This window comes from Marinobacter sp. BW6 (genome assembly GCF_008107725.1).
In the GTDB taxonomy this organism is placed as follows: domain Bacteria; phylum Pseudomonadota; class Gammaproteobacteria; order Pseudomonadales; family Oleiphilaceae; genus Marinobacter.
Genome location: NZ_VIRN01000061.1, coordinates 515,312 through 541,030, shown reverse-complemented (window position 1 = coordinate 541,030; position 25,719 = coordinate 515,312). Strand labels below are relative to the sequence as shown.

At 58.3% G+C, this 25,719-nt stretch carries 24 protein-coding genes; 18 read left to right on the top strand and 6 right to left on the bottom strand.

Features of this window, described 5'->3' with window-relative positions; all coding sequences use genetic code 11:
* The first annotated feature begins 26 nt into the window (after positions 1–26).
* Positions 27–605, top strand: coding sequence for an LON peptidase substrate-binding domain-containing protein (locus FMN52_RS08205; protein WP_148608166.1), 579 nt, complete (start codon positions 27–29; stop codon positions 603–605).
* 12 nt (positions 606–617) lie between these two features.
* Here FMN52_RS08205 and FMN52_RS08200 read toward each other — a convergent pair whose 3' ends face one another.
* The 3 genes from FMN52_RS08200 to FMN52_RS08190 are packed head-to-tail and all read right to left on the bottom strand — an operon-like array spanning position 618 to position 4,077.
* Positions 618–2,069 (bottom strand): bifunctional DedA family/phosphatase PAP2 family protein, encoded by a 1,452-nt coding sequence (locus tag FMN52_RS08200; protein ID WP_148608165.1) that lies wholly within the window; start codon positions 2,067–2,069, stop codon positions 618–620.
* Positions 2,066–3,064: a diguanylate cyclase gene (locus tag FMN52_RS08195; protein ID WP_148608164.1), complete on the bottom strand. Its 999-nt coding sequence runs from the start codon at positions 3,062–3,064 to the stop codon at positions 2,066–2,068. Before FMN52_RS08195 ends, FMN52_RS08200 begins: the two co-directional genes overlap by 4 nt.
* Positions 3,061–4,077 (bottom strand): GGDEF domain-containing protein, encoded by a 1,017-nt coding sequence (locus FMN52_RS08190; RefSeq protein ID WP_148608163.1) that lies wholly within the window; start codon positions 4,075–4,077, stop codon positions 3,061–3,063. The genes FMN52_RS08195 and FMN52_RS08190 overlap by 4 nt, the downstream gene beginning before the upstream one ends.
* A 173-nt stretch (positions 4,078–4,250) precedes the next feature.
* On the opposite strand from FMN52_RS08190, the gene FMN52_RS08185 reads away from it, so the two are divergent.
* The 10 genes from FMN52_RS08185 (at position 4,251) to lipB (ending at position 13,283) form a co-directional block, all read left to right on the top strand.
* Positions 4,251–5,507 (top strand): glutamate-5-semialdehyde dehydrogenase, encoded by a 1,257-nt coding sequence (locus FMN52_RS08185; RefSeq protein WP_148608162.1) that lies wholly within the window; start codon positions 4,251–4,253, stop codon positions 5,505–5,507.
* A gap of 5 nt (positions 5,508–5,512) precedes the next feature.
* Positions 5,513–6,163 carry a nicotinate-nucleotide adenylyltransferase gene (nadD, locus tag FMN52_RS08180; protein WP_148608161.1) on the top strand — a complete coding sequence of 217 codons (651 nt, stop codon included), beginning with the start codon at positions 5,513–5,515 and terminating at the stop codon, positions 6,161–6,163.
* Between the two features lie 70 nt (positions 6,164–6,233).
* Positions 6,234–6,584 carry a ribosome silencing factor gene (gene rsfS / locus FMN52_RS08175; RefSeq protein WP_088829597.1) on the top strand — a complete coding sequence of 117 codons (351 nt, stop codon included), beginning with the start codon at positions 6,234–6,236 and terminating at the stop codon, positions 6,582–6,584.
* 2 nt (positions 6,585–6,586) lie between these two features.
* Positions 6,587–7,057, top strand: a complete 471-nt coding sequence (rlmH, locus tag FMN52_RS08170; RefSeq protein ID WP_148608160.1) for a 23S rRNA (pseudouridine(1915)-N(3))-methyltransferase RlmH — start codon at positions 6,587–6,589, stop codon at positions 7,055–7,057.
* Positions 7,058–7,066: 9 nt separating this feature from the next.
* Positions 7,067–8,956, top strand: a complete 1,890-nt coding sequence (mrdA, locus tag FMN52_RS08165; RefSeq protein WP_148608159.1) for a penicillin-binding protein 2 — start codon at positions 7,067–7,069, stop codon at positions 8,954–8,956.
* Positions 8,956–10,098, top strand: coding sequence for a rod shape-determining protein RodA (gene rodA / locus FMN52_RS08160; protein ID WP_148608158.1), 1,143 nt, complete (start codon positions 8,956–8,958; stop codon positions 10,096–10,098). Before mrdA ends, rodA begins: the two co-directional genes overlap by 1 nt.
* A gap of 123 nt (positions 10,099–10,221) precedes the next feature.
* Positions 10,222–11,115 (top strand): septal ring lytic transglycosylase RlpA family protein, encoded by an 894-nt coding sequence (locus FMN52_RS08155; RefSeq protein ID WP_148608157.1) that lies wholly within the window; start codon positions 10,222–10,224, stop codon positions 11,113–11,115.
* Between the two features lie 57 nt (positions 11,116–11,172).
* On the top strand, positions 11,173–12,339 hold the full coding sequence (locus FMN52_RS08150) for a D-alanyl-D-alanine carboxypeptidase family protein (protein WP_148608156.1): 1,167 nt from the start codon (positions 11,173–11,175) through the stop codon (positions 12,337–12,339).
* 30 nt (positions 12,340–12,369) lie between these two features.
* A complete protein-coding gene (locus FMN52_RS08145; protein ID WP_148608155.1) occupies positions 12,370–12,639 on the top strand; it encodes a DUF493 domain-containing protein in 270 nt (89 codons plus the stop codon).
* Between the two features lie 5 nt (positions 12,640–12,644).
* On the top strand, positions 12,645–13,283 hold the full coding sequence (lipB, locus tag FMN52_RS08140; RefSeq protein WP_148608154.1) for a lipoyl(octanoyl) transferase LipB: 639 nt from the start codon (positions 12,645–12,647) through the stop codon (positions 13,281–13,283).
* A gap of 1 nt (position 13,284) precedes the next feature.
* Here the strand turns inward: lipB and FMN52_RS08135 are convergent, their stop codons facing one another.
* Positions 13,285–14,376, bottom strand: coding sequence for a GGDEF domain-containing protein (locus FMN52_RS08135; protein ID WP_148608153.1), 1,092 nt, complete (start codon positions 14,374–14,376; stop codon positions 13,285–13,287).
* A 252-nt stretch (positions 14,377–14,628) separates the two neighbouring features.
* Between FMN52_RS08135 and FMN52_RS08130 the strand changes: the two genes are divergently transcribed.
* The gene (locus FMN52_RS08130) at positions 14,629–16,074 is read left to right on the top strand and encodes an AarF/ABC1/UbiB kinase family protein (RefSeq protein ID WP_148608152.1); all 1,446 of its coding nucleotides are present in this window, start codon (positions 14,629–14,631) and stop codon (positions 16,072–16,074) included.
* On the opposite strand, the gene FMN52_RS08125 is transcribed toward FMN52_RS08130, so the two are convergent.
* On the bottom strand, positions 16,014–16,457 hold the full coding sequence (locus FMN52_RS08125) for a YqaA family protein (protein WP_148608151.1): 444 nt from the start codon (positions 16,455–16,457) through the stop codon (positions 16,014–16,016). The genes FMN52_RS08130 and FMN52_RS08125 overlap by 61 nt on opposite strands.
* A gap of 60 nt (positions 16,458–16,517) precedes the next feature.
* Between FMN52_RS08125 and FMN52_RS08120 the strand changes: the two genes are divergently transcribed.
* Both FMN52_RS08120 and FMN52_RS08115 read left to right on the top strand, forming a co-directional pair.
* The gene (locus FMN52_RS08120; RefSeq protein WP_148608150.1) at positions 16,518–18,644 is read left to right on the top strand and encodes a methyl-accepting chemotaxis protein; all 2,127 of its coding nucleotides are present in this window, start codon (positions 16,518–16,520) and stop codon (positions 18,642–18,644) included.
* Positions 18,645–18,764: 120 nt separating this feature from the next.
* Positions 18,765–19,019: a GrxA family glutaredoxin gene (locus FMN52_RS08115; RefSeq protein ID WP_148608149.1), complete on the top strand. Its 255-nt coding sequence runs from the start codon at positions 18,765–18,767 to the stop codon at positions 19,017–19,019.
* Positions 19,020–19,108: 89 nt separating this feature from the next.
* Here FMN52_RS08115 and FMN52_RS08110 read toward each other — a convergent pair whose 3' ends face one another.
* Positions 19,109–20,371, bottom strand: a complete 1,263-nt coding sequence (locus FMN52_RS08110; protein WP_148608148.1) for a 6-phosphofructokinase — start codon at positions 20,369–20,371, stop codon at positions 19,109–19,111.
* 155 nt (positions 20,372–20,526) lie between these two features.
* Between FMN52_RS08110 and mpl the strand changes: the two genes are divergently transcribed.
* The 4 genes from mpl (at position 20,527) to FMN52_RS08090 (ending at position 25,700) form a co-directional block, all read left to right on the top strand.
* Complete coding sequence (gene mpl, locus FMN52_RS08105; RefSeq protein WP_148608147.1) at positions 20,527–21,921, top strand: UDP-N-acetylmuramate:L-alanyl-gamma-D-glutamyl-meso-diaminopimelate ligase; 1,395 nt, start codon at positions 20,527–20,529, stop codon at positions 21,919–21,921.
* A 46-nt stretch (positions 21,922–21,967) separates the two neighbouring features.
* Entirely contained in the window at positions 21,968–22,615 is a 648-nt protein-coding gene (locus FMN52_RS08100) for a flavin prenyltransferase UbiX (RefSeq protein ID WP_148608146.1), read from the top strand.
* 122 nt (positions 22,616–22,737) lie between these two features.
* The gene (locus FMN52_RS08095) at positions 22,738–23,877 is read left to right on the top strand and encodes an acyl-CoA dehydrogenase family protein (RefSeq protein WP_148608145.1); all 1,140 of its coding nucleotides are present in this window, start codon (positions 22,738–22,740) and stop codon (positions 23,875–23,877) included.
* Positions 23,878–23,957: 80 nt separating this feature from the next.
* Entirely contained in the window at positions 23,958–25,700 is a 1,743-nt protein-coding gene (locus tag FMN52_RS08090; RefSeq protein ID WP_148608144.1) for a protein adenylyltransferase SelO family protein, read from the top strand.
* The last annotated feature ends 19 nt before the right edge of the window (positions 25,701–25,719 follow it).

Genomic DNA, 25,719 nt, shown 5'->3' with positions numbered 1-25,719 from the left:
TCTGTTTTCCGGTGACTGTTGCTCTTATGAATGTACCTCTGTTCCCCCTGAATTCCATCGTCCTGCCCAGGGGGAGGATCCCCTTGCAGCTGTTCGAACCGCGCTATATCGACATGCTTACCCGTTGTCTCAAGGAGGATCGCGGGTTCGTTGTGGTGCTGCTGCAGGAGGGCGGAGAGGCCGGTCGCACCGCAGCCTTCTACGACATTGGCACCTATGTCCGGATTATTGATTTCCAGCAGCTTGATAACGGCCTTCTGGGAATTACCGTCGAAGGAGAGTCCAAGGTGTCGGTGGTTCGCAGCTGGCAGCAGGAAGATGGGCTGAATGTCGGCGATGTCGAATATCTGGTTGAAGAGGCAGAGAGTGAGGTGCCGGAGCGTTTCAGCGAATTGCCTTCGGTGCTTAAAGCGCTGTTTCGGCATCCAGTCATCCGGGACCTGAACATGGACATCGACTATGGCGATGCCCGCGATGTTGGCTGGCGGCTAACGGAACTGCTGCCCCTGGACAAGCAGGAGAAACAGAAGCTGGTGGAGTTACAGGATCCACTGGAGCGGCTCAGCAGGCTTCAGGGACTTCTGGAAGCGTTGGAGGAAGGCTAGGCTCTAATACCCTTAACCCAGGGGCCGGAAATTGATGACCGCCTGGTCCCATGACAACGCGATATACCCGACTGCAATGACCAACCAGATGACCGCTGCAGCCACAATAGCTATATCCGGTGCCAGCGGTACTTTGTCGTAACGGCTGTAGCTGGCCCGCACCGCTCCGGTGACAGCCAGTGCAAGCAGCAGCCCCCCGATCACGTCCGTGAACCAGTGAACCCCCAGGTAAAGCCGACTCAGAGCCACCGGCACCAGTGGAAGAGACAGCAGCACATAGGATTGCCAGCGCTTGCGGTGCCGGCTTTCTCCGGCAGCAAAGCTTGCCAGCAGGGTGACCAGCAGGGTAATACCTGCCGTGTGACCGCTGGGGAAGGCGCCGGAATCGGGCGGCCCAATGACTTCGTCCGGCCGGGGGACGCCGAGCAAGGACTTCAGGCCCCAGACCAGAATAACCGTCACGACGACGGCAATCAGAATATGGACGGCCGCGGCATAATAACCCCGGAACAGCAGTGCTGCGCAGGCCAGGGCCCCGGCGGCCATCAATACCGGCGCGTCGCCAAGCAGCGTTATGGCAATGAAGGGGCCGTCCAGCAGGGGCTGTCGAAGCTGCTCGAACCAATGAAGAGTGGCCTGGTCGAATCCATCCAGCAGATTCGTTGCTGTTGCCAGCTGTCCCCAGATCAGCAACAGCGCGGAAGCGCCCAGAGCGAGCATGAGTGAGGCCAGTGGAAACTCACCCTCCCGGGCGGGACGCTGATTGGTGTAAAGACGCCAGAACCTGTTCGTGGCCTCGTATTGCGCCATCCATTGCTTCAGCCAGCGGTAGAAACGGCTGTTCTCACCGAGCCCCAGTTGAAAGCGCAAAAGGACGAAATAGACCACGGTCAGAGCAGCGAGGCTGATGCCGATCACCGCATAGAAGTGTGCTGGCGGCCTGATGTCGCTGGCCAAGGCACTGCCCACAAGAAACCCGGGGAAAATATAGACCGGTGCCCAGGCGATGGCCGAACCGATGTTGAAAGCCAGAAAGCGCCGCCAGGACATCATCAGGGCCCCAGCGACCAGGGGGATGACGGGGCGCACCGGCCCGACAAAGCGCCCGATGATCACGCTTTTACCGCCGTGACGGTTAAAAAAGCGCTCTCCGGTGAAGATGATTTTCGGGTAACGGCTCAGCGGCCAGACCGTTGTCAGGCGACCTTGAAGCAGCCGCCCAAGGCCAAAACTTGCCGTGTCGCCAGCAATGGCGCCCAGACCCGCCCAGAGTAGTGCTTCCGGCAACGCCATGCCGGTCTCACCGGCCAATACGGCTACGGCAAACAGGACGGCGACACCTGGGACTATAATGCCGGCTATCGCCAGGGATTCGATGAATGCGGTCGAAAACAGGGCCGCTGCCAGCCAGCCGGGATGAAGGCTCAGCCATGCCGACAGGTCGTTCAGCCAGGCACTACTCATGTTTCGATGGTTTCTCCCGGGCTGAACCAGACCGAATCAGTACCCCGTCTGCGAGCTTCCTCCATGGCCTGGTGGGCTCGCTTCCTGAGTGTGTCGGTCCGGGTATCGCCGCTGCCCCGGGTGGTGCAGCCCAGGCTTACGGTTGCTTTGCCAACCACCGGCCAATGGTGTTCTGCGATGGTACGGCGAATCCGTTCGGCAATCACTCTAACGCCTTCTTCCGGCGTAAACGGCAGGATCAGGAAAAACTCGGAATCTTTCAGGGTATACAGGGTATCGCCGGCACGAATCACGCCGAAGAGGTGTTCGGTCATATCCCGGAACAGGCCCTGAACTTGATCCCTGCCGTGGAGGTCGGCCACTTCATCCGCGTAATCAATACTCAGGTCGATCACGGAGAGGCAATGCCCGGTAGCGATGGCCCGGCTGATCTCTTTCTGCAGGGTTTCGTCCAGGAAACGGGCATTGTGAGCACCGGTCACCGGATCGGTAATGGCAAGATCCTCTGCCGACTGGGCCATGTGGTCATAGTGCCAGATGTACAGGGCTGCAACCGCCAGAAGACTGAAAAGCCCCGCGGCGATGGTGATGGCGTCAGCCGGCGCCTGTTCCAGGAAAAGGATGATCGACATGGGTATCAGCAGCAAAAGGGAGAGGCCGACACCCTGGCGCAGGGGCAGGATAAGCAGATTCAGAACAAGCAGGGGCATCGCCCAGTGGCTGATGCCGGGTGCATCCATGGTCAGGAGTGCTGCCAGCATGCCGCTGTTCAGACCGGAGAGGATGACCAGGTGCCCGGGTGCGGACAGCTGATGCCGGCGGCAGATAATGGTGTAAATGGCGCCTGCCAGGGTCAGAATGGCCATCCCGGAGGCCAGGTAAAACAGTTCGTAAAAGCCATAGCGGAGGTTTTGCATGGCCAGGGTGAAAATGAACAGGCAGGCGATGCCGTAGCCAAAGGCGTGGGTCCAGGTTCTGAGGCGGGTCTCTGTCATGATACCGGTCCCTGTGCCTGCGGTTGGCTCGGTTGTGCCGGCTGTGACCACGAACTGTAGGCCTGGCTCCGGTTGCCGCCCTGCTGCTGGGCCCGTCGCAAAGCGTTTGCTGCGCTCTGCTGCAGACTGTTGGCATCGTCACCGATATTCAGTCCGGCGATTCCGGTGCTGATGGTCAGATTCATTCCGTGGGATTCCAGAAGCGTTGCCAGGCCCTTGCGGATAGTCTCGGCGCGAGCGATGGCGTCGCTGGTGGCAATGCCCGGCAGTATCACCAGAAACTGCAGATCGGCAACCCGGTAGTAGGTGTCGAAATCACGGATCTGGGAGTGCAGGTAGCGACCAATGCGTGGAAGTATCGAGCGAATATCCTCATCTGGTTCGTCGTCACTCAGGTGGGTGTCCAGCCCGATCATGATGATCGACATATCTGTGCCTTCCCGTTCGCTGCGCTGGATTTCCTTGTGAAGGTCGGCGGAAAGGTATTCCCGGCTGGCGGCCTGTGTGAGTTCATCGGTCCGGCGCAACGGAGCCAGTTGGCGGGCCTTATAGCCACGCAGGAATACCAGTAGGGCCGAGAGCAGCAGGGTGAGCAGAAAGGCACTGATCATCTGGTGGCGGTCAGCAAGGCCGACAGCCCATTGTGTCGCGATCATCGCCAGAACAGCGATAACCAGGGTCACCAGTGCTGCTGCCGCGGGCGGGACCAGTGCGAAGGCGACCAGAGGAAGCGCATAGAGCCAGTGGCTCAGGATCCAGGGGCCGGTCCAGAAGCTGGCCAGAAGAATCAGCAGAAGAATGACAAAGAAAGCTTGCTGAACCCGGGGCCAGGGCTGATTCATCCGGTTGGGGTGGAAGGTCTTGCCAGCAATCACTATACCTGAGGCTGCAGCCGAAGCTGCCGCAACCATGGGTTCTCCCAGTAGGGCGCAGAGGGTCGCAATGGCGATCAGGGCCACGAAGCCTGCCCGCGACAACTTGCTTAACAGGAATTTTTCGGCCATCTGGGCCATGGTGTCCTTCCTTTTCCTGAACTCCCCGAAAAAACCTTCCACGGGGAGCCATTACGGTTCCGAGTATAGTGTATCGCTGCGGTATAATATCTGTTTGGGATGCGTACTTGAAACGGGAAAGGTAAAGTTAGGCTCTTATTCCTGATTCCGCTTGAAAACAGAAAGGTATTTGAATGGATATTGCAGCGTACATGGCTGAGGTTGGACAGCAGGCCCGAGCAGCGGCAACCGGAGTGGCGCGTTCGACCACAGCCGTGCGTAATCAGGCGCTATTGGCGATGGCAGAGGCTTTGGATGCGGCCCGGGAAGAGCTGTCCCTGGCCAATGGCAAGGATCTGCAGCGTGGCCGTGAAAATGGCCTGGATGCGGCGATGCTGGACCGGCTGGAGCTTACCTCGCAGCGAATCGACACCATGATTGAGGGCCTGCGCCAGGTGGCGTCGTTGCCTGACCCTATCGGTGCCGTTACCGACCTGGCTTACCGCCCCTCTGGCATTCAGGTAGGCAAGATGCGTGTTCCGCTTGGGGTCATCGGTATTATCTACGAGTCCCGCCCTAACGTGACTGTTGAGGCCGCCAGTCTGTGTCTCAAGTCGGGCAATGCGACCATTCTTCGGGGTGGCTCCGAATCGATCCATTCCAACCAGGCCATTGCGCGCTGCATTTCCGAGGGTTTGGCGCAAGCGGGGCTGCCCGAGAATGCGGTGCAGGTGATCAAGACAACAGATCGCGCGGCCGTGGGTGAGTTGATCACCATGCCGGACTATGTTGATGTGATTGTACCCAGGGGCGGCAAGGGTCTGATCGAGCGTATCAGCCGTGACGCCCGGGTGCCTGTTATTAAACACCTCGATGGCGTCTGCCATGTCTACATCGATAGCCATGCCGATCCGGAAAAGGCGCTGAGGGTCGCGATCAACGCTAAAACCCACCGGTATGGGACCTGCAACACCATGGAAACCCTGCTGGTCGATGCCGAGATCGCCGAGGATATCCTGCCTCTGCTGGCCTCTGCTTTTATTGAAAAGGGCGTGGAACTGCGAGGCTGTGAACAGACCCGGGCCATTGTAGAAGGCATGGCGGAAGCCACCGAGGCAGATTGGGAGGCCGAATACCTGGCTCCGGTGCTGGCGGTGCGTGTGGTTGACGGATTGGATGGGGCCATTGCCCATATCAACCGTTACAGTTCCCAGCACACTGACAGCATCATCACCGAGAACTACACCCGGGCCCGTCGGTTCATCACCGAAGTGGATTCCAGTTCGGTGATGGTCAATGCCTCAACGCGCTTTGCCGATGGGTTCGAGTATGGCCTGGGGGCTGAAATCGGCATTTCCACCGACAAGATCCACGCGCGGGGTCCGGTGGGGCTCGAGGGTCTCACATCCCAGAAGTATGTGGTCTTCGGTGACGGGCACATCCGGACCTGATGCCCATGCATGTGGTTTACGGCGGAACCTTTGATCCGGTGCATCATGGCCACCTCAGGCTGGCCCTTGAAATCAGTGACCGTCTCGGCGTGGGCTGCGTCAGCCTGGTGCCCTGTCATATTCCGCCGCATCGGGGACAGACCGGGGCTTCCTCTAGCCAGCGCCTGAAGCTGCTGAGGCTGGCGGTGGCCAACCAGCCCCAGTTACGGATTGACGACCGGGAACTGGCACGAGAGGGGGCATCCTTTTCTGCCGATACCTTGCGTCAACTCCGGGCTGAGCTTGGGCCGGATGAGCCTCTGGTCATGGTGGTTGGCACCGACGCATTCGCGGGTTTCGACCGCTGGCGGGAGTGGCAGCAGATCCCGGAACTGGCCCACGTGGTGGTGGTCCGTCGGCCCGGCCCACCCTTGGATCCTTCAGGGGAACCGGCCCGGCTGCTGGCGGAACGAGGCGTGGGAGGTCCTGAGGCCTTGTACGATAGGCCCTCCGGCCACTTTCTTGAGCTGGATCCGCCGCTTCTGGATATATCTGCTACCGGCATACGGGAACGCATTGGTGATGGCCGCTCCCCCCGCTACCTGATGCCCGACCTGGTCTGGGCAGAAATTCGCCGTCAGGGGCTTTATGGTGCATGCCCCGACGGGAACTTTTAGTGCTACAATCGCGTCTGAATATGACATTTCGGGCGGCCATTCCGGCAAACGCCCGTCCAACAGGGTAATTATGCAGGCAGAGCAACTGAAAGATCTGGTAATTAATGCGCTTGAAGATGTGAAAGCACAGGACATCAGCGTGATCGATGTCCGTGACCGCACCAGTGTCACCGACTTCATGGTTCTGGCATCCGGAACGTCCAACCGACATGTAAAATCTCTCGCAGACTCTGTGGTTGTCGAAGCCAAAGAGCAGGGTGTGCGTGCCAGCAATGTTGAAGGTGCTGGCGTCAGCGACTGGATTCTTGTGGATTTGGGCGATGTGGTTGTTCACGTGATGATGCCTGCCACACGGGAGTTTTACGATCTGGAGCGCTTCTGGCGCGATGCTCCGGATCTTGGTGTTGCGGGCAGCGAATAATCATGCGGTTACGCCTGATCTGTGTGGGGCAAAAAATGCCCGACTGGGTCAGTACCGGATTCGGAGATTACGCCCGCCGCATGCCGCAGGAGCTGCCCGTGGAACTGGTTGAAATTCCCGTCGCCCACCGGGGCAAGAATCCCGACATTCCCAGACTGATGCAGCGAGAAAGCGACGCTATCCTGGCGGCCACAGGTTCGAAAGATCGCGTGATCGCCCTGGAGGTTGGCGGGCGACCCTGGTCGACCGAAAAACTCGCGGCTCAACTGGAAAACTGGCAACAGGATGGCCGCGATGTGAGCTTTTTGGTGGGTGGCCCCGATGGGCTGGCCGACGATTGCCGCAAGCGGGCAGACCAGCAATGGTCGTTATCGCCGCTCACTTTGCCTCACCCACTGGTACGTATTGTTCTGGCTGAACAGTTGTACCGGGCCTGGTCGATCACTCGCAATCACCCGTATCACCGGGCCTAGGGGTTAGCCATGCCATGGGGTGAGTTCAAGGATACGGCTGCAGAACGCCGGCTCTTCCAGCGCCGGACTCTGGTGATGCTGGTGATAGTGATGCTGGCCGTTGGCGGCCTGATTGCGCGGATGTACCAGCTTCAGGTCGTCGAGCATGAGATATACACGACTCTCTCAGACAAGAACCGCGTGCAGGTCCAGTCTGTACCGCCCCCACGAGGACTGGTTTACGACCGCAATGACACACTGCTGGCGGAAAACCGGCCCGTTTTCAGTGTGACGCTTGTGCCCGAGCGGGTTCAGGGCATGGACGATACCCTGGCTCAGCTTGACAGTATCCTGGAAATCTCTGAAGAAGATCGGGAACGTTTCCAGCGCCGGCTTCAGGAACCCCGTCGTCCATTCCAGGAGATTCCCCTTCGCTACGACCTTGATGAACAGGAAATGGCCCGCCTCGCGGTGCATCGCCATGAGCTGCCTGGGGTGGAAGTCAAGGCCGAGCTGGTCCGTTTCTATCCGCACAGTGAACTGACGGCTCATGCCCTGGGCTTTGTCGGGCGCATCAACCGGGATGAGTTGCAGCGGATCGATCCGGTTAACTATGCGGGCACCAACTACATTGGCAAGTCGGGCATCGAGCGCTTCTATGAGGAGATCCTGCACGGTGAGGTCGGCTATCAGCATGTTGAAACCAACGCTCGGGGCCGGACTCTCAGGGTCCTTGAACGCGAGAACCCGGTGCCCGGGGAGGATCTTCAGCTACATCTGGATCTGAGACTGCAGCAGCGCGCTCACGAACTTCTGGATGGTCGCCGTGGCGCCATCATTGCTATTGAGCCCGATACCGGCGGCATTCTTGCACTGGCCAGTGTGCCGGGGTTTGACGCCAATAAATTCGTTACCGGTATCAGCGTCAATGACTACCGGGAGCTGAGCGATAGCAAGGACAAGCCCCTGTTCAATCGGGCCTTGCGAGGCCAATACCCGCCTGGTTCCACACTCAAACCTATGCTCGCAGTTGCTGCCCTGGACAGCGGTGCGACGACTCGGGATTACACCATCTGGGATCCCGGTCATTTCCGCCTGAATCAAAGCGGTCGGGTCTGGCGCGACTGGAAGCGAACGGGACATGGCTGGGTCGACCTGAAGGATGCCGTGGCCGAATCGTGCGATGTCTATTTTTACGAAGCCGCGGTCGAGATGGGCGTGGATACCATGCACAGCTACCTGGCTCATTTTGGTTTCGGTGAGGACGCGACCCTCGATGTCGCCGGTGCCCTGAGCGGTTTGCTCCCTTCCAAGGATTGGAAAAGGGCGGTCAAGAACGAGCCCTGGTATCCGGGGGACTCTGTGAACCTGGGTATCGGTCAGGGATTCATGCTTGCAACACCACTGCAGTTGGCAACGGCGACAGCCCTTATTGCCAACCGGGGCGAGTGGGTTGAGCCGAGATTGCTGAAGGACATCAAAGGGGATCGCCCGGTCGAGGAGTTCCTGCCCGCCGAGACCCACGAGCCGCTTGCCCTGAAGAACCCGGATGACTGGGAATACGTGGTGGAGACCATGGTTGAGGTCATGCACGGGCCCAAAGGCACCGCCCGGGGAGCGGGCCGTGGTGCGTCGTACCAGATGGCGGGTAAGACAGGAACCGCCCAGGTATTCAGTCTGGCCGAGGATGAGGAATATGATGAAGAGGAGATCCGTGAGCGGCTTCGCGATCACGCGCTTTTCGTTGGCTTTGCACCGGTGGATAACCCACAAATTGCCGTTGCAGTGATCGTCGAAAATGGCGGCAGCGGGAGTGGTACCGCGGCACCGGTGGCGCGCGCCCTGTTTGACTCCTGGCTACTTGAGTATGGTCAGTCGGGTGGCGCACTGGTCAGCGGCGTTGACGAGGTGGCTGACTGATGGCATTCAAGGAGTTACTGGATTCAACGGCCAGCAACCCTCTTGGCCGGCATCGGAGTATCTGGACCGCGCTGCATCTGGATCCGATTCTCTTACTGCTGCTACTCCTGCTGGTTTCCGGAGGTTTGTTTGTGCTCTATAGCGGTGCCGACCGGAACTTCGAGGTGGTCAAGGCCCAGGGCATACGCCTGGGCGTGGCATTTGTGGTCATGCTGGTGTTTGCCCAGCTTGATCCCTCGGTGTTCCGTCGTTGGGCCCCGTGGTTATATGCGGCCGGCATTGTTGCACTGATTGCGGTCATGCTGGTTGGCGTTGGTGCCAAGGGCGCTCAACGTTGGCTGGCGATACCGGGGCTGCCCCGTTTTCAACCCTCGGAGTTGATGAAACTGGTGGTTCCCATGATGGCGGCCTGGTATCTGTCCAGGCATTTCCTGCCGCCCAGGTTCCGGCATGTGGCCGTCGGGCTGGCCATTGTTCTGGTGCCCATGGTCATGATCATGCAGCAGCCAGATCTGGGGACCTCCTTGCTGGTGGGTATGGCCGGCATCTTCGTGGTGTTTTTCGCCGGAATCAGCTGGAAACTGATCACCGCATTCGTGGCCATGGTGTCCGTGTCGGCTCCGTTGATGTGGTTCTTCGTCATGAGGGATTATCAGAAACAGCGGGTACTGACACTGCTGGACCCGCAAAGTGATCCCCTGGGTGCCGGTTGGAACATCATCCAGTCCAAGACGGCTATTGGTTCCGGGGGCGTGGATGGGAAAGGCTGGCTGCAAGGGACCCAGTCACACCTCGAGTTTCTTCCGGAGAGCCATACCGACTTCATCGTAGCGGTACTTGCGGAGGAGTTCGGGTTTGTGGGTATGCTGATGCTGATGGCAGTGTATGTCCTGATTATCCTGCGATGCCTGTACATTGCTGCCACGGCCCAGGATTCTTTCAGTCGTCTTCTGGCCGGCGCGCTCACCATGACATTCTTTATCTACATTTTCGTGAATGTCGGGATGGTAAGTGGACTTTTACCCGTGGTTGGTGTGCCATTGCCGCTGATCAGCTATGGTGGAACCTCAGGGGTCACGCTGATGGCGGCGTTCGGCGTTCTGATGTCGATACATACGCACCGGCGAATGATTGGCGCATGACCGTGTCAATTGAACCATGGCGGTCGGGTAATGGTGATTCCGGTGTAGAACCCGTTACAATGGTAGCCAGGCCGCCGGATACCTGATGGCGGTCGCCAGTGTAGTTAAGAGGAACTCCGGACAGTGAACTGCAAACCCTCATTCTCTCTCCTGTTGACGGTTGTGGCGTCGCTGATACTCGGCGGCTGTGCGTCAGCTCCGGAAACGGATCATTCGTCACGCTATACCCTGGCGACCGATAGGGCGCCTTCGGGCAACTTCGATGTCTCCGGGCTTGACGATGCGGTGCCGGTTTACGAGGCTCCCCGACGGGCGGGCAATAAATCGCCCTACAAGGTCTGGGGCAAGCAGTACCAAGTGCTCGACAGCAACGACGGCTATGTTGCCCGCGGCACGGCGAGCTGGTACGGCGAGAAGTTCCATGGCCACAAGACCTCCAACGGCGAAACCTTTGACATGTATACCATGTCCGCGGCGCACAAATCCCTGCGGATCCCCGGTTATGCCAGGGTAACGAATCTTGATAATGGCCGCTCGGTGATTGTCCGGGTCAACGACCGCGGGCCCTTTCACGGCGACAGAATCATCGACCTGTCCTACGCCGCTGCCAAGAAGCTGGGTTACCAGTCTCGGGGCACAGCGCGGGTCGAAGTCGCCGCTATTACGGTCAGATCAGACGGCGCTATGTTCATTGCCGGTGAGCCTTATTCCCCCGGAGACTCGGCCGGATACGCTGAAAGCCGTGTGAAGGCAAGCGGTGACATGGCGATGACAAACCGGTCATTGTTCGTGCAGCTGGGTTCCTTCAGCAGCCGGGACCCGGCCGAAAAGTTGCTCAGTCGGGCAAGGGCGGTGCTGGAAAATCCGATGCGGGTGCGCGCGGTTGATACATCTTCAGGGCGCTTTCATCGGGTCCAGGTGGGCCCGTTCAGTGATGAAGACAGTGCCAGGCGCACCCAGAGCCTGCTGGAAGACCGTGGTTTCGATCAGTCCATTCTGCTGACCGATACGCACTGAGCACGGCGAATAAGACACCTACATAAGAAACACACTTAACGACGAATGAATGGACCCATGGCCTTAAACTCTGCTTTTCGAACCCTATCCGTTGTCTTTGTGCTGATGCTTGCGTTGACAGGCAAGGCGATGTCCCAGTCTGTACTGATTCCGTCGCCGCCCCAGATTGCGGGCAGCTCCTACATTCTGATGGATCCCAGGAGCGGACGAATCATCATGGAGGAGAATAGCCACGAGCGTTTACCTCCGGCCAGTCTGACCAAAATGATGACAGCCTATATCGTCGAGCGAGAGCTGGATGAGGGGCGCATCGCCATGTCGGACATGGTTCCGATCAGTGTTAATGCCTGGAAGACCGAAGGCTCCCGGACTTTCGTCCGGGAAGGTACTCAGGTGTCGGTGGAGGATCTGCTCCGAGGGGTGATCATTCAGTCGGGCAATGATGCCTCTGTGGCTCTGGCGGAATTCGTCGCCGGCAGTGAAGGTGCTTTTGTCGATATCATGAACCAGCAGGCCGAGTTGCTGGGGATGAAAGATACCAATTTCGTAAATGCCACCGGCCTGCCGTCGCCGGACCACTTTTCAACGGCGTATGATCTGGCCATGCTGGCCCAGGCGATCATCAATGATTACCCGGAAAACTACCCCCTGTATGCAGAAAAGCACTTTACCTACAACAATATCCGCCAGCCGAACCGTAACAGCCTGCTCTGGCGTGACGACAGCGTCGATGGCCTGAAGACCGGTCATACCGAGGAGGCAGGTTACTGTCTGGTTGCCTCTGCCAAGCGAAATGACACCCGCTTCATTGCCGTAGTCATGGGTACCAACAGCTCAGAAGCACGGGCTCAGGAAATCCAGAAGATGCTGAACTTCGGTTTTCGCTACTATGAGAGTGAGCGTTTGTTCCGGTCTGGCCAGGAACTGATCGAAGCCCGTGTCTGGGGCGGTCAGGCAGACCAGCTCTCCGTCGGTATGACGGAAGACGTCTTTGTCACCATTCCCCGTGGTTCCCGGAACGATCTTGAGTCCACGGTAGACCTTGATTCTGTCATTAAAGCACCCATCAAGGTCGGAGACGAGTTGGGACGGGTCAAGGTGTCCTACAACGGAGAAGTGCTGGTTGATCAGCCGGTGTTGGCCCTGACTGAGGTTCCCGAGGGCGGGTTCTTCAAACGCATCTGGGACGCCATCAAGCTCTTTTTCGTTCAGTTATTTCAGTAGGGTGATGTTGATCCCGGGGAGTAAAACGGCATGAGCAAGCCGAAAGCACCAAAAATTGAGTTTCCTTGCGACTACGTGATCAAGGTGATCGGCAATGCGGCGCCGGATTTCACCGAGTTCGTGGTTGAGGTCGTGGAGCAGCACGCGCCCGGAATCTGCGAAACCGACATCACAGTTAACGACAGCAGCAAAGGCCGGTTCTCCTCGGTCCAGCTCAAGATCGTAGCTACCGGAGAGGAACAGCTGAAAGCCCTGTTCGAAGATCTCAAGGCCAGTGGCCGCGTGCACATGGTGCTCTGAGCCCGATGCCTGACCTGATTGTCCGATCCCTGGGGGAGCAGTCTTACCTGGAAACCTGGGAAGCCATGAAGTCGTTCACGGCCGAGCGAGACGACAGCGTGGCGGACGAGCTCTGGTGTCTTGAACATCCCCGGGTTTATACCCAGGGACAGGCAGGCAAGGCAGAGCACATCCTCGCCCCGGGCGATATTCCGGTGATCCCGGTTGATCGGGGCGGGCAGGTAACCTATCACGGCCCCGGGCAGCTGGTGATTTACCTGATGATCAACCTGACCCGTAAAAAGCTGGGTGTGCGGTCCCTGGTAGATGAGATTGAGCAGGCCATTGTCCGAACCCTTGCAGGTTTAGGCGTTGAGGCTGCGCCCAGGCCCGATGCGCCCGGCGTTTACGTGGGTGATGCCAAAATTGCCTCCCTCGGCCTCCGGGTTCGCCGGGGCTGCTCTTTTCACGGGCTGGCGTTGAATGTGGATATGGACATGGAGCCCTTCCAGCGCATCAACCCCTGTGGCTACGCCGGCATGGCCATGTGCCAGGTGCGGGATTTTGTTCCGGGTGTAACCCTGTCCGAGGTTCAGCAGCGACTGTCGGAGCAGCTTGTCAGTGGCCTGGCCCATCAGGACGTCGAGTTCTGCGAGGGTTGGTAGTTCAGGCGGCGGCTTCATTTTCGTAACCGCACGCGCGGTTACGCCCCTCGGATTTGGCTCGATACAGAGCTTCATCTGACCGCTGCAGCAGGCGGTCGATGGATTCGGACCCTCGGATCGATGCCACTCCCACACTGATTGTGGCCTGAACCTGGCCCTGCTCCGTGCTGAAGGATTTGGCGGCAAAGGCTTCCCGGACCCGGTTGGCAGACGACATGGCCTCCTCGGTGTTGGTTTCCGGCAGCAGCACCAGGTATTCCTCGCCGCCCCATCGGGCCAGGGTGTCAACCTTGCGGCATTGCTCTCTCAGGGTTCTGGCAACCAGGATGATCAACTCGTCTCCCACGTGATGCCCGTAGTTATCGTTAACGCTCTTGAACAGATCGATATCCATTAGAAGCACAGAAAAGGTCCGGGCGTTGCGAAGGTAGCGTTGATACTCGATATCGAGCTGCTCGAGGGCTTCCCGTCGATTGGCAAGGCCAGTCAGGGCATCATGCTTGGCGGCATACTCGAATTCCGCAGCCAGTTTCAGGAGGCCCAGCTTGCTTCGCCGACGGCTCTGGTCAAGGATGTAGCAGGTAACCATTTCGAAGCCCAGCACCGCCACCATGGTTATTCGGAAACTGGTGCTGTGTGGAGGCTCAAACAGGAAGTCTCCCAGCGGGCTGAACAGAAAAATGACGGCCGCGAACCCGCCGCCGCAGGCGAGAACGCCAACCCGGGACTCGCTGATATAGAAAATAATGGGGGGATAGGCGAACAGCCAGATAATGGCAGAACCGTCCTCCACGGCGTAGATGGCCAGATAGGTGAAAAGCACCGTGATCAGTGCAATAAATCCCCTTCGTTGCAGAGTTTTGTTGCCGGAAAGCAGATAGGTCGCAGAATTGACCGCCAGAAGGACGGCGAAGCCAATCAGCAAGGGCGGCGTAATCGGATCGTTCTGCAGGCTCGAGCGCCAGGCAAAGAAAAACAGAAGGGGAACGGCAACGGCGGTCAACCAGTTGATCAGAATCGGGACAGGAATCTCGCCCTTGACCCGGAATTGAGACAGTTCCGGGTCCGGCGTTTTTCTTGCGGATTGCGACATGTTCAGATCTTGTTGTTGTGATAGTCGTTATTGGACCTTACGTATGAAGAAATAGTAGACCGGTTTCCTGCCAGAAACTGTGTCGAAACGTAAATGATCCGGTTGTTCAGATTTAAACCGGCCAGGGTGTTGGCGCATTGGCCCCGTGGCCGCAGCAAGCCGGTCGACTCGGTTAGGTCAGCTCCCCTGACTATCCGTATAATGGTATTAGCCGCCAAACGTGGTGAAATTCTCTGATCCGAACAGGTCACTATGTCTTCCAGACGTTCAGGAAATTCGGTTTCCCGCATCAAGACAGGCAGTTTCGAGCGCAGGCTGAGCCTGACCCGTGCCGGGCTGTTCGCAGGTACCCGCATGGCGTCCCATATGGCGACCAACTGGTTCAGCAGCCGCGAAAATCGGGAAAAACGCCACCGCGCCATGCTTTCGAGCCAAGCGCGGTTCCTGGTGGATGAACTGGGCAAGCTGAAGGGCAGCGTGGTCAAGATCGGCCAGGTCATGGCCCTGTACGGCGAGCATTTCCTGCCGGAGGAAGTTACCGAAGCACTGCATACTCTGGAAGACCAGACCACTTCACTGGAATGGCCTGCCATTGAGCGTGTACTGAAAGACGAGCTGGGCGCTGAACGCCTGGATCAACTGGATGTTGAGCCCGAACCGATTGGAGCTGCTTCGCTTGGCCAGGTACATCGGGCATGGCGCCGTAGCGATGGCCTGGAGCTGGTCCTGAAGGTGCAGTACCCCGGTGTTGCCGATGCGGTAGATAGCGATCTGAATGCCGTCGCCCAGCTGTTGCGGGTGGCGAGGTTGGTCAGTTTCGGCCCGGAGTTCAATGATTGGCTGGAAGAAGTCCGGCAGATGATGCATCGGGAAGTGGATTACCGCCTGGAGGCAGAAACCACCGAAAAATTCCGCAACATGCTGGCGTCGGATCCGAGGTTCATCGTGCCCAGGGTCCTGCCCGAATTCTCAACCGAACACGTTATTTGCTCGACCTACGAACACGGCCATTCGGTCAGTTCCCAACCGGTCAGGGATCTTTCGCTGGAGCGTCGAAGCGCCCTTGGCAAGGCCGCCCTTGAGCTGTTTTTCCGGGAGCTGTTCGTTTGGGGTGAAATACAGACTGATCCAAATTTCGGCAATTACCGCATCCGGATCGCCGGCGAAGAAGGCGACGATCCGGGTTACGACCGCATCGTCCTGCTCGATTTCGGCGCTGTGCAGGCCTACTCGGACGACTTTCTCAAGCCGGTTATCCAGATGATCAGGGCCTCCTACGAGAACGATCTCCAAGCGGTGATTGATGGCGGTGTGAAGTTGCGTTTCATGAGTACCGAGTGGCCCGAAGAAGTGCTGGAGAAGTTTGGCCAGGTCTGTATGTCGGTGCTTGAACCTCTTTCCAGCGACAAGGAATCCTGGCCAGACTATGCGGTGAACAGCCACGGCCAGTATCGTTGGAAACAGAGTGAATTGCCTTCCCGCGTTGCGCGTCAGGCGGCCCGGTCGGCCATCAGTCGCTATTTCCGGGTGCCTCCCAAGGAGTTTGTGTTCCTCAACCGAAAACTGATCGGGGTCTACACCTTTGTCGCAGTGTTGAATTCCGAATTCAACGGCGAGCCGCTGCTCAGGAAATACCTCTACGGTGAGGGTGGCGATGCACCGGACGCCTCTGCCACAAGCCAGAGCACAAAGGCGTAGCGGGCGCCCTTGCCGATACCCACCAGGATGACAAAGTTGAGCCAGGGTACGCGCATGATCCCGCCAACCAGGGTCAGCGCGTCGCCCCCCAGGGGCAACCAACCCATCAGCAGTGACCACTGGCCATAACGGTTAAAGCGGTTCCGCGCCTTGTGCAGTTGCATCTCGCTGATCGGAAACCAGCGTTTATGCTTAAAGCGATCCACCTGCCGGCCGATAACACCATTAACGACCGAGCCCAACGTGTTACCCAGCGTTGCCCAGAACCACAGCCACCACCAGGAGTAACCCTGGGTTATCAGGGTACCGAGCAGCACTTCCGAGTAGGCGGGCAGCAGCGTGGCGGCAGCGAACGCGGTCAGAAATAGCGTCAGGTAGGCCACCGGCCCCTCCGTGCTTTAAGATGAAATGAACCCCCAATACTCCGCAGGTCCGCCCTTACGATGAAACAGTTATCGCTTCGCTTCAAGCTCTATGCCCTCGTTGTGTCCCTGCTCCTGATTATGGGTATCAGCATCGTGGTCACCGCACAGCTATCCCTCGGAGACATGGAAGAGAGGCTGACGGCCGAGACCCGGGATACGGTGCAAGGTATTGTGATGGATCAGCTCGGCGCAACTGCCGGCAAATATGGCGAGTTGGTCAGTGGTCAGTTTGCGACCGCCTTCAGGACCCCGGAAGTCGTGAGCGATGTCATTGTCCGCAATATCGAGTCTGACAGTTCCGGGCGTATCAGCCGTTCAGCACTGCAGGAGACTGTCGGCGCGGTTCTGGAGGAGCAGAAAAGCCTGAGTTCGATTTACGCCCAGTTTGAGCCCGATGGCTATGATGGCCAGGACCGCTACTTTACTGGCGGAGTTGAAGAGCACAGCAGCGACGAAGGAACGCTGGAAATTTACTATTACCGCGACCCGGACGGCAACGTTGTGTTCAGCCGAACGGAAGATCCTTCCGTGAAGTACCTCGACGGTAGAAACGAATACGGAATCCGTGAAGCGGAATGGTATCTCTGCTCAAGAGATACCGGACAGCCATGCATTATGGAGCCTTACGAGTACGAAATCAGTGAAGGCTATTCTGAGCTCATGACCAGCCTGGTCGTACCCATTATGGACGGTGATAAGTTTGCGGGTGTGACCGGTGTGGATATCAACCTCTCGACACTTCAGAAAACCATTACCGGTGTCAGCCGGGAGCTCTTCAATGGTCTGTCCAGGGTTACCCTGGTGAGCCAGAATGGGATGATCGCTGCCTCAAGCCACTATGAAGAATACTTGGGTCGTCCTTTGCAAGAGGCGGTTCCAGAGCACGGCGACACCTTTTCGGAGTTGCATCAGGGTGAGGGCACCTTTGATGATGGGCAAACCCTCGCGGTGGCCTACCCCGTTGAGATTCGGTTGCCGGATGCACAATGGTCACTACTGATCGAGTTGCCGCGGGACGCTGCGCTCGCCAGCGTTTCGGAAATCACGGATCTGTTGTCGGACGAAGTCGCCGCTACGGCTACGCGCCAGACCCTCGTCGGAATCGGGGTGGTAGTCCTTGCTCTGGTGGCTCTGGTGCTCCTGGTGCGCTCGGTGACACGCCCGCTGGACGAGATCCGGGATCGCATGAAGAACCTCGCCAGCGCCGAGGGGGACCTGACCCGTGAACTGGAAATCGACACCCATGCCGAACTGATTGACCTGGCTGGCGGATTCAATGCCTTCCTGGCCAGGCTGAGAGAAATGATCAATGACCTGAAGGGTGTGAATGCCAAGGTCCGTGAACAGGCAAGGGATGTCGGCGGCATTGCGGTTGAGACCGATGAGCAGACAGGCAGACAGCATCAGGACATCGACAGCGTGGTGACCGCCATGAACGAAATGTCCGCTGCAGCTGGTGAGGTGGCAGGATTTGCCGGCGAGGCTGCGGACAACGCCCGTATGGCACAGGATGGCATCCGGTTTACCCAGGATACGCTGTCATCGGCGGTGACCGGTGTGAGTGCGGTAGCCAATAACATGGGCGAGGCCAGCACGGCGATCGGGCAGGTGGCCAATCGCAGTGAGGATATCAATCGGATTCTTGATGTCATTCGTGGCATCGCCGAGCAGACCAACCTGTTGGCCCTCAACGCTGCCATTGAGGCCGCCAGGGCCGGAGAACAGGGTCGCGGATTTGCCGTTGTTGCCGATGAGGTTCGTACGCTGGCCTCCCGTACGCGGGAATCCACCGATGAAATCAGCACAATGATTGACGGCCTCAAGCAGGATGTGAACGGAGCCGTCTCGGTGATTCAGAGCGGCGTTGATCGCGCCACCTCGGCGGTCGACGGCACCCAGGAGGCGGCTCACTCCCTGGCCACGGTGGTCGACCGGATCGGAACCATTGTGGAACACGTAACCCAGGTGGCAACCGCAGCGGAAGAACAAAGCTCGGTGAGCGAGGAAATTAATCGCAACCTTACTCACATCGGCGATGCGGCCAACGATCTAAGGGAGCTGGCGGGTCGCGTTAAGGGCAGTGGTCAGGCCCTGGACAATGAGGTGCAGGTTCTGGAGCGTGAGCTAAGCCGCCTCAGAACATGATGGCCGGCTACTATGGCTGCGATTCAAAGCATCAATTTTCAATTACCGGGTGGCGTGTCATGATTCGCCCATAAGATTTGAATACCGAAATTAACCGCCAGAGAGCTTGGGGAGGTGTTTATGGAGCAGGTCACGATTTACGGCCGTTCAAGTTGTGGATTCTGTGTACAGGCAAAGCACCTGTGTGAGGCCAGAAACATTCCCTATGTCTGGGTCGATATGATCGAGAAGGGTATGAGCAAACAGGACATCGCCGACCGGGTTGGCCGGCCGGTGTACACCGTGCCGCAGATTCTTGTCGGGAGCCAGTACGTGGGAGGATTTGATCAATTCTATGCCTATGTGCGCGATCACCAGGCGGAACTCGCCCGCTAACAAACGACGCTGGTTTCCCGAACAATGAAAAAAGCCTGACAGAGATAATCTGTCAGGCTTTTTTATTTGCCGATGGTGGCCGAAGGGGACTACAGCTGGAAATCGGTTTTCAGCTTCTTCTCGGTCAACGTGTTCTGGAGTTTGGCCACTCGTGGCAGACCATTGTCGAACGGCGGGAAACTCTCCCCGTAAATCAGGGGCTCCAGATAGTCCCGGCAATCCTGGGTGATGCCAAAACCATCGTCGGTGATGAAGTGAATCGGCATCTTCTTTTCCTGGTTTGCCACTTCACTGAGGGGGGCTTCGCCAATCTTCCAGCGGTAAGGCTTTCCCTGTTCGCGGACGATCGTGGGCATCAGGGCCTGCTTGCCCTCCAGAGCCATGTCTACGGCTGCCTTGCCAACGGCATAGGCCTGCTCCACATCGGTGGCGGAGGCAATGTGGCGGGCGCTGCGCTGCAGGTAGTCGGCAACAGCCCAATGGTACTTGTGGCCCAGGGCTTGCTTGACCATGTTGGCCAGGGCCGGCGCCACACCGCCTAGCTGGGTATGACCAAACGCGTCCTTGGCACCGGCGTCCGCCAGGAAGCGACCATCTTCGTACTGGGCACCCTCGGAGGCCACGACTACACAGTAGCCGTATTCCTTCACACAGTGATCCACGCGGGCCAGGAAGCTTTCGCGATCGAACGGAATTTCCGGGAACAGGATAATGTGGGGCGGTTCGCCCTCGCCCTGTCCTGCCAGACCGCCAGATGCGGCAATCCAGCCGGCATGACGCCCCATCACTTCCAGGATGAACACCTTGGTGGATGTTTCGCACATGGACTTGATGTCCAGGCTGGCTTCCAGGGTGGAAGTGGCAATGTACTTGGCAACGGAACCGAAGCCGGGGCAGCAGTCGGTAAACGGAAGATCGTTATCGACAGTCTTGGGCACGCCGATGCAGGTAATGGGGTAGCCCATCTTGTCAGCAATTTGTGAGACTTTATAGGCAGTATCCTGTGAGTCCCCGCCGCCGTTATAGAAGAAGTAGCCAATGTCGTGGGCCCGGAACACCTCAATCAGGCGCTCGTATTCGCGACGGTTCTCGGAAATGTTCTTGAGCTTGTGGCGACAGGAGCCGAAAGCGCCCCCCGGAGTGTGTATCAGTGCCTGGATGGCATCGTCGCTTTCGAGGCTGGTATCAATCAGTTCTTCCTTCAGCGCCCCGATAATGCCGTTGCGTCCGGCAAATACCTTGCCGATTTTGTCCGGATGCTTGCGGGCGGTCTGAATGACGCCACAGGCACTGGCATTGATGACGGCGGTGACACCGCCGGATTGAGCGTAGAATGCGTTCTTGATGGCCATCTCGGGCTGGAGCCTCCTGCTGGTTCGACAATGGCGCAGATGATACGCCAATCGCTGGCAATTTTCATGAGCAGGATTGCGGATAGCGTGGCTCTTGACGGGGTGGGGCGGATACGGGAGGCTTGTCGGATTTCAACACAGAGGGCAGTTGCCGAATGCACATTCATATCCTCGGAATCTGTGGCACCTTCATGGGCAGCCTGGCCGTTCTGGCCCGGGAGCTGGGCCACACGGTGACCGGCTCCGATCAGGGGGTTTATCCGCCCATGAGCACCCAGTTGGAGGCTCAGGGTATCAGCCTGATGGAAGGGTATAGCCCTGATCACCTGGAGCCGAAGCCGGACCTTGTGCTGATCGGTAACGCTATGTCCCGAGGCAATCAGGAAGTTGAAGCGGTGCTTAACCGCAATATCGACTACATGTCCGGGCCCGAGTGGCTGAGCCGGGAGGTGCTCAGGCACCGCTGGGTAATGGCGGTAGCCGGTACCCACGGCAAGACCACGACGACATCCATGCTGCTCTGGATACTGGATCAGGCCGGGTTTGAACCGGGCTATCTGGTTGGCGGTGTTCCGCGGGACTTTCCTGTCTCAGCGCGTTTGGGAAACAGCGACTTTTTTGTGATCGAGGCGGATGAATACGACAGCGCCTTCTTCGACAAACGTTCCAAGTTTGTCCATTACCGTCCCCACACCCTGATCCTGAACAACCTTGAGTTCGACCACGCGGATATCTTCGAGAATGTCGAAGCTATCGAGCGACAGTTCCATCACCTGGTGCGAACCGTCCCATCCCAGGGTTTGATTATCCGCCCGGCGGTGGATGGCCATCTGGACAATGCTCTGGAAATGGGCTGCTGGAGCCCGGTCCAGGACACCGCCATTGGCAGCGAGACACCTCGCATGTCGGACTGGCGAGCCGAGCTGCTATCGGAGGACGGCAGCCGGTTTCTGGTGATTCATCACGAGCAGCCGGTAGCGACACTGAAGTGGGATCAGACCGGTCTGCATAATGTCCGCAATGCCTTGTCTGCTATTGCTGCCGCCCGTCACGTGGGCGTCACCCCTGACCATGCGGTGGCGGCCCTGTGCCGGTTCTCCGGCGTCAAACGGCGGATGGAGTTGCTGGCGGACATAGGCGGCGTGCGTGTATACGACGACTTTGCCCACCACCCAACAGCCATTGCCACCACCCTCGAGGGTTTGCGGAACCAGGTGGGCGACGAGCCCATCCTGGCCCTGATTGAACCGCGCTCAAACACCATGAAGCAGGGTGTCCACCAGCAGACACTGCTGCCCAGCGCGGAAACCGCGGACCGGGTTCTGTGGGCCAACCTGAATGATATGGACTGGCTGCCGGAACTGATTGCCGGTTGGCAGGACCTGAATGCCGATTCTGATCAGCACCGGGTGGAGGCAACGGTCGAGGCATTGCTGGCACGCACTCTGGAAGATCTTCCCAGCCCCTGTCACATTGTGATCATGAGCAACGGTGGCTTTGGTGGTATTCACGGTAAACTTATTGCCGAGCTTGAGCGTATCCGTGGCTGATCCGTCGCATCCGGCGACTTCCTCCGACTGACAAATGGCGACTTTAATGAGCAACGATCAGAACTGGCCATCAACCGTTAACCTGGCGTTCACCGGCGCGTCCGGTGCCCAGTATGGCCTGCGCCTGCTGCAGTGCCTGGTTTCGGCCGGCTGCCGGGTGAATGTGATGGTCAGTCGGGCCGCGCAGGTGGTAATCGCTACCGAAACCGACCTCAAGCTGCCTGGAACCCCGCCGGCGATGCAGGAAACCCTGTCTGTCTATGCCGACGCGGAACCGGGGCAGGTTCTGGTGTTTGGTCGGGAAGACTGGTTTGCACCGCCGGCCTCCGGCTCCGGGGAAAAAGCGCCGCTGGTGGTTTGCCCCTGCAGCACCGGAACGCTCTCGGCCCTGGCGACCGGTGCCAGCAATAATCTGATCGAGCGCGCCGGTGATGTTGCCCTGAAGGAGCGGCGTCCGCTTATTCTTGTGCCCAGAGAGGCGCCTTTCTCCGAGGTGCATCTGGAGAATATGCTGAAACTGACCCGCATGGGTGCCGTCATCATGCCGGCCAGCCCCGGCTTCTACCATAAGCCCCAGTCAGTCGAGGATCTGGTGGATTTCATTGTTGCCCGCATCCTCGATCATCTGAACCTGCCCCAGGACCTGATGCCCCGCTGGGGCGAAGCCCGCGCTGAGGAGAAGCGCAAGGGCTGAGGCCGCTCTGGGCGATGGTTTTGGTCAGCGCGATTGATGCTTTTCATCATTGAGCAAACCGGGCTCCGGGCAGAGACTTGGTGAACCACAATCACAACACAGGTTATTCACCGAGGTTCACCATGATTCCACGTACTCTCTTCGATGCCGACCTTGAAGGCTTCCGCGATTCCGTCCGCAAGTTTTTGGAGCAGGAGGCAGCGCCTTACCATGATCAGTGGGAGAAAGACGGCCAGGTCAGCCGCGAACTCTGGCAGAAAGCCGGCGACTTGGGCTTCCTTTGCCCTTGCCTGCCAGAAGAGTTTGGCGGTGTAGGCGCGGATTTCCGGTACAGCGCGGTGTTGATCGAAGAAGTGGCCAGGGCGGGCTTGACCGGAATAGGCTGGGGCCTGCACTCTGATATTGTTGCGCCCTACGTGCTTAACTACGGTTCCGACGAGCTCAAAAACCACTATTTACCGAAGCTGGCCAGCGGTGAGATGATCGGTGCTATCGCCATGACCGAGCCAGGCGCTGGTTCCGATCTGCAGGGCGTGAAAACCACGGCAGTCAAGAACGGCGACCATTACGTTCTGAACGGTTCAAAAACCTTTATTACCAATGGCCAGCTTGCCGACGTGGTTATTGTGGTTGCCAAAACGGATCCCAAGGAAGGCGCCAAGGGTATCAGTCTGTTCATGGTGGAAACCGCGTGGGAAGGTTTCGAGAAAGGTCAGAACCTGAACAAGGTGGGTATGAAGGCTCAGGACACCTCCGAGCTGTTCTTCCAGGACGTGAAAGTGCCTGCAGGAAACCTGATCGGCCCGGGAGAGGGTCAGGGCTTTTTCCAGTTGATGCAGGAACTGGCGGCCGAGCGTCTGCAGGTTGCTCTGGGGGCCGTAGCCGCTGCTGAAGCCGCCTGGGAGTGGACCCTGGATTACGTCAAGGAGCGCAACGCCTTCGGCAAGCCGGTGATTGCTTTTCAGAATACCCGCTTCAAGATGGCCGAAATGAAAGCGGAAATCACCGCGGCCCGGGTATTCACCGATCGTTGCCTGGAACTGCATCTGGACAAAAAACTCGACATTCCTACCGCTGCGATGCTGAAGCAGCTCACCACAGACCTGCAGTGCAAGGTGATGGATGAGTGCGTTCAACTTCATGGTGGGTACGGCTACATGTGGGAGTACCCGATTGCACGTGCCTGGGCAGACTCACGGGTGCAGCGGATATACGCCGGCACCAATGAAATCATGAAGGAAATCGTTGCCCGCTCATTCTGAGCATGGCCCGGGGCCTGGTCATAAGGGCGGCTGAGGGCAGTGCTGGCACTGCCCGTTTCCTTTGATCAGGAGAGGCACAGATGAGACAGCCGTTGTCGCTGGAAACCAGTTTCGAAGTGACCAATCTCGAAGAACTTGCACCGATGACCGACTATTCGCTGATGGATCGTCTGAGCCCTGATCCTGATGCCACTCCCGATGGTGTTGACCATCGGCCTCGGCAGGTCTTTTCGGGGCACTATGTGCCGGTCAGGCCAACGCCCATCGAGACCCCTGAATACGTCACCCACAGCGAAGGTTTGTTCCGCGAGCTGGGCTTTGCTGACAGCCTGGCCCAATCCGACGACTTTATCCGGATGTTCTCCGGCGACCTCTCGCTCGTTCCGGAGCCGATGCGAAAAGTGGGCTGGGCCTCTGGCTACGCGCTGTCCATCTACGGCACCGAGTACACCCAGCAATGCCCGTTTCAGACCGGCAATGGCTATGGCGACGGCCGTGCCATTTCGGTACTGGAAGCTGTTCTAAACGGTCGACGTTGGGAAATGCAGCTCAAGGGTGGAGGGCAGACGCCGTATTGTCGTGGTGCCGATGGTCGGGCCGTTCTGCGCTCCAGCGTCCGTGAATTCCTGGCGCAAGAGCACATGCACGCCCTGGGTGTGCCGACCTCCCGGTCACTGAGTCTTTATGTCTCGAAAACGGAGAGGGTGCGGCGCCCCTGGTACTCCGAGGGTTCCCATTCCCGGGATCCGGACCAGCTCATTTCGGAGCCGGTTGCCATATCCACCCGCGTAGCCCCGTCCTTCATTCGGGTTGGCCAGCTAGAACTTTTCGGGCGCAGGGCCCGAAAGCATGAGCACCCCCGAGCGATTGAAGAACTCGAGCAGTTGGTATTGCATCTGATTGATCGGGAATACAGCGAGGTCATTGATCAGTCACTCGATATTCCTACAAAAATCATGATGCTCGCGCGGGAGTTCCGCAGCCGGCTTGCTTCCCTGGTTGCGAACTGGATTCGGGTTGGTTACTGCCAGGGGAATTTCAACAGTGACAACTGCGCCGCAGGCGGCTTCACACTGGATTACGGCCCCTTCGGCTTCTGCGAAGTGTTTGAGCCTTTTTACCAACCGTGGACCGGCGGTGGGCAACACTTCGCTTTCTTGAATCAACCTGCGGCTGCGGAGAGGAACTTTAAAAGTTTCTGTTCGGCCCTGAGGCCTCTGTTACACGCTCACGAGGAAGAACTGGCTCAACTTGAAGAGATTCATGACGGTTTCCCGGAGGTGATGCAGGCGGAAATGGAGAAGATGTGGGCAGCGAAGCTGGGCCTTGAGGCTTTTGACGCTGAGCTCTTCAGGGAGCTGATAGCGCTGATGACCCGAACTCCGGTCGATTACACAATTCTCTTTCGTGAGCTTTCGTCGATACCCGACGACATTGAGCCAATAAAAAAGAGCTTTTACAGGTCACTGGATGAAGCAGGAGTGGCTAATTCGGAAGGGCTGCTCAAGCGCTGGTCCGAATGGCTTGCCAAGTGGAAATCACAGATTGAAGTCGACGGGGCTGGCGACGGATCCCAGCTCCGCGAGGAACTGTCCCGAAACATGAAACTCGTGAACCCGAAATACACCATGCGAGAGTGGTTCGTGGTTCCCGCCTATCAGCAAGCTGCCGAAGGTGATTACCTGCCACTGAGGGAACTGCAAAAAGTATTGATTCAACCCTATGCCGAGCAATCGCATGGGATTGAGCATCGCTACTACCGGCTGAAGCCCTCCGAGCTGTTCGATCTCGGAGGGTTTTCCCATTACAGCTGTTCGTCCTGACCTGTTACCAAACTTTACA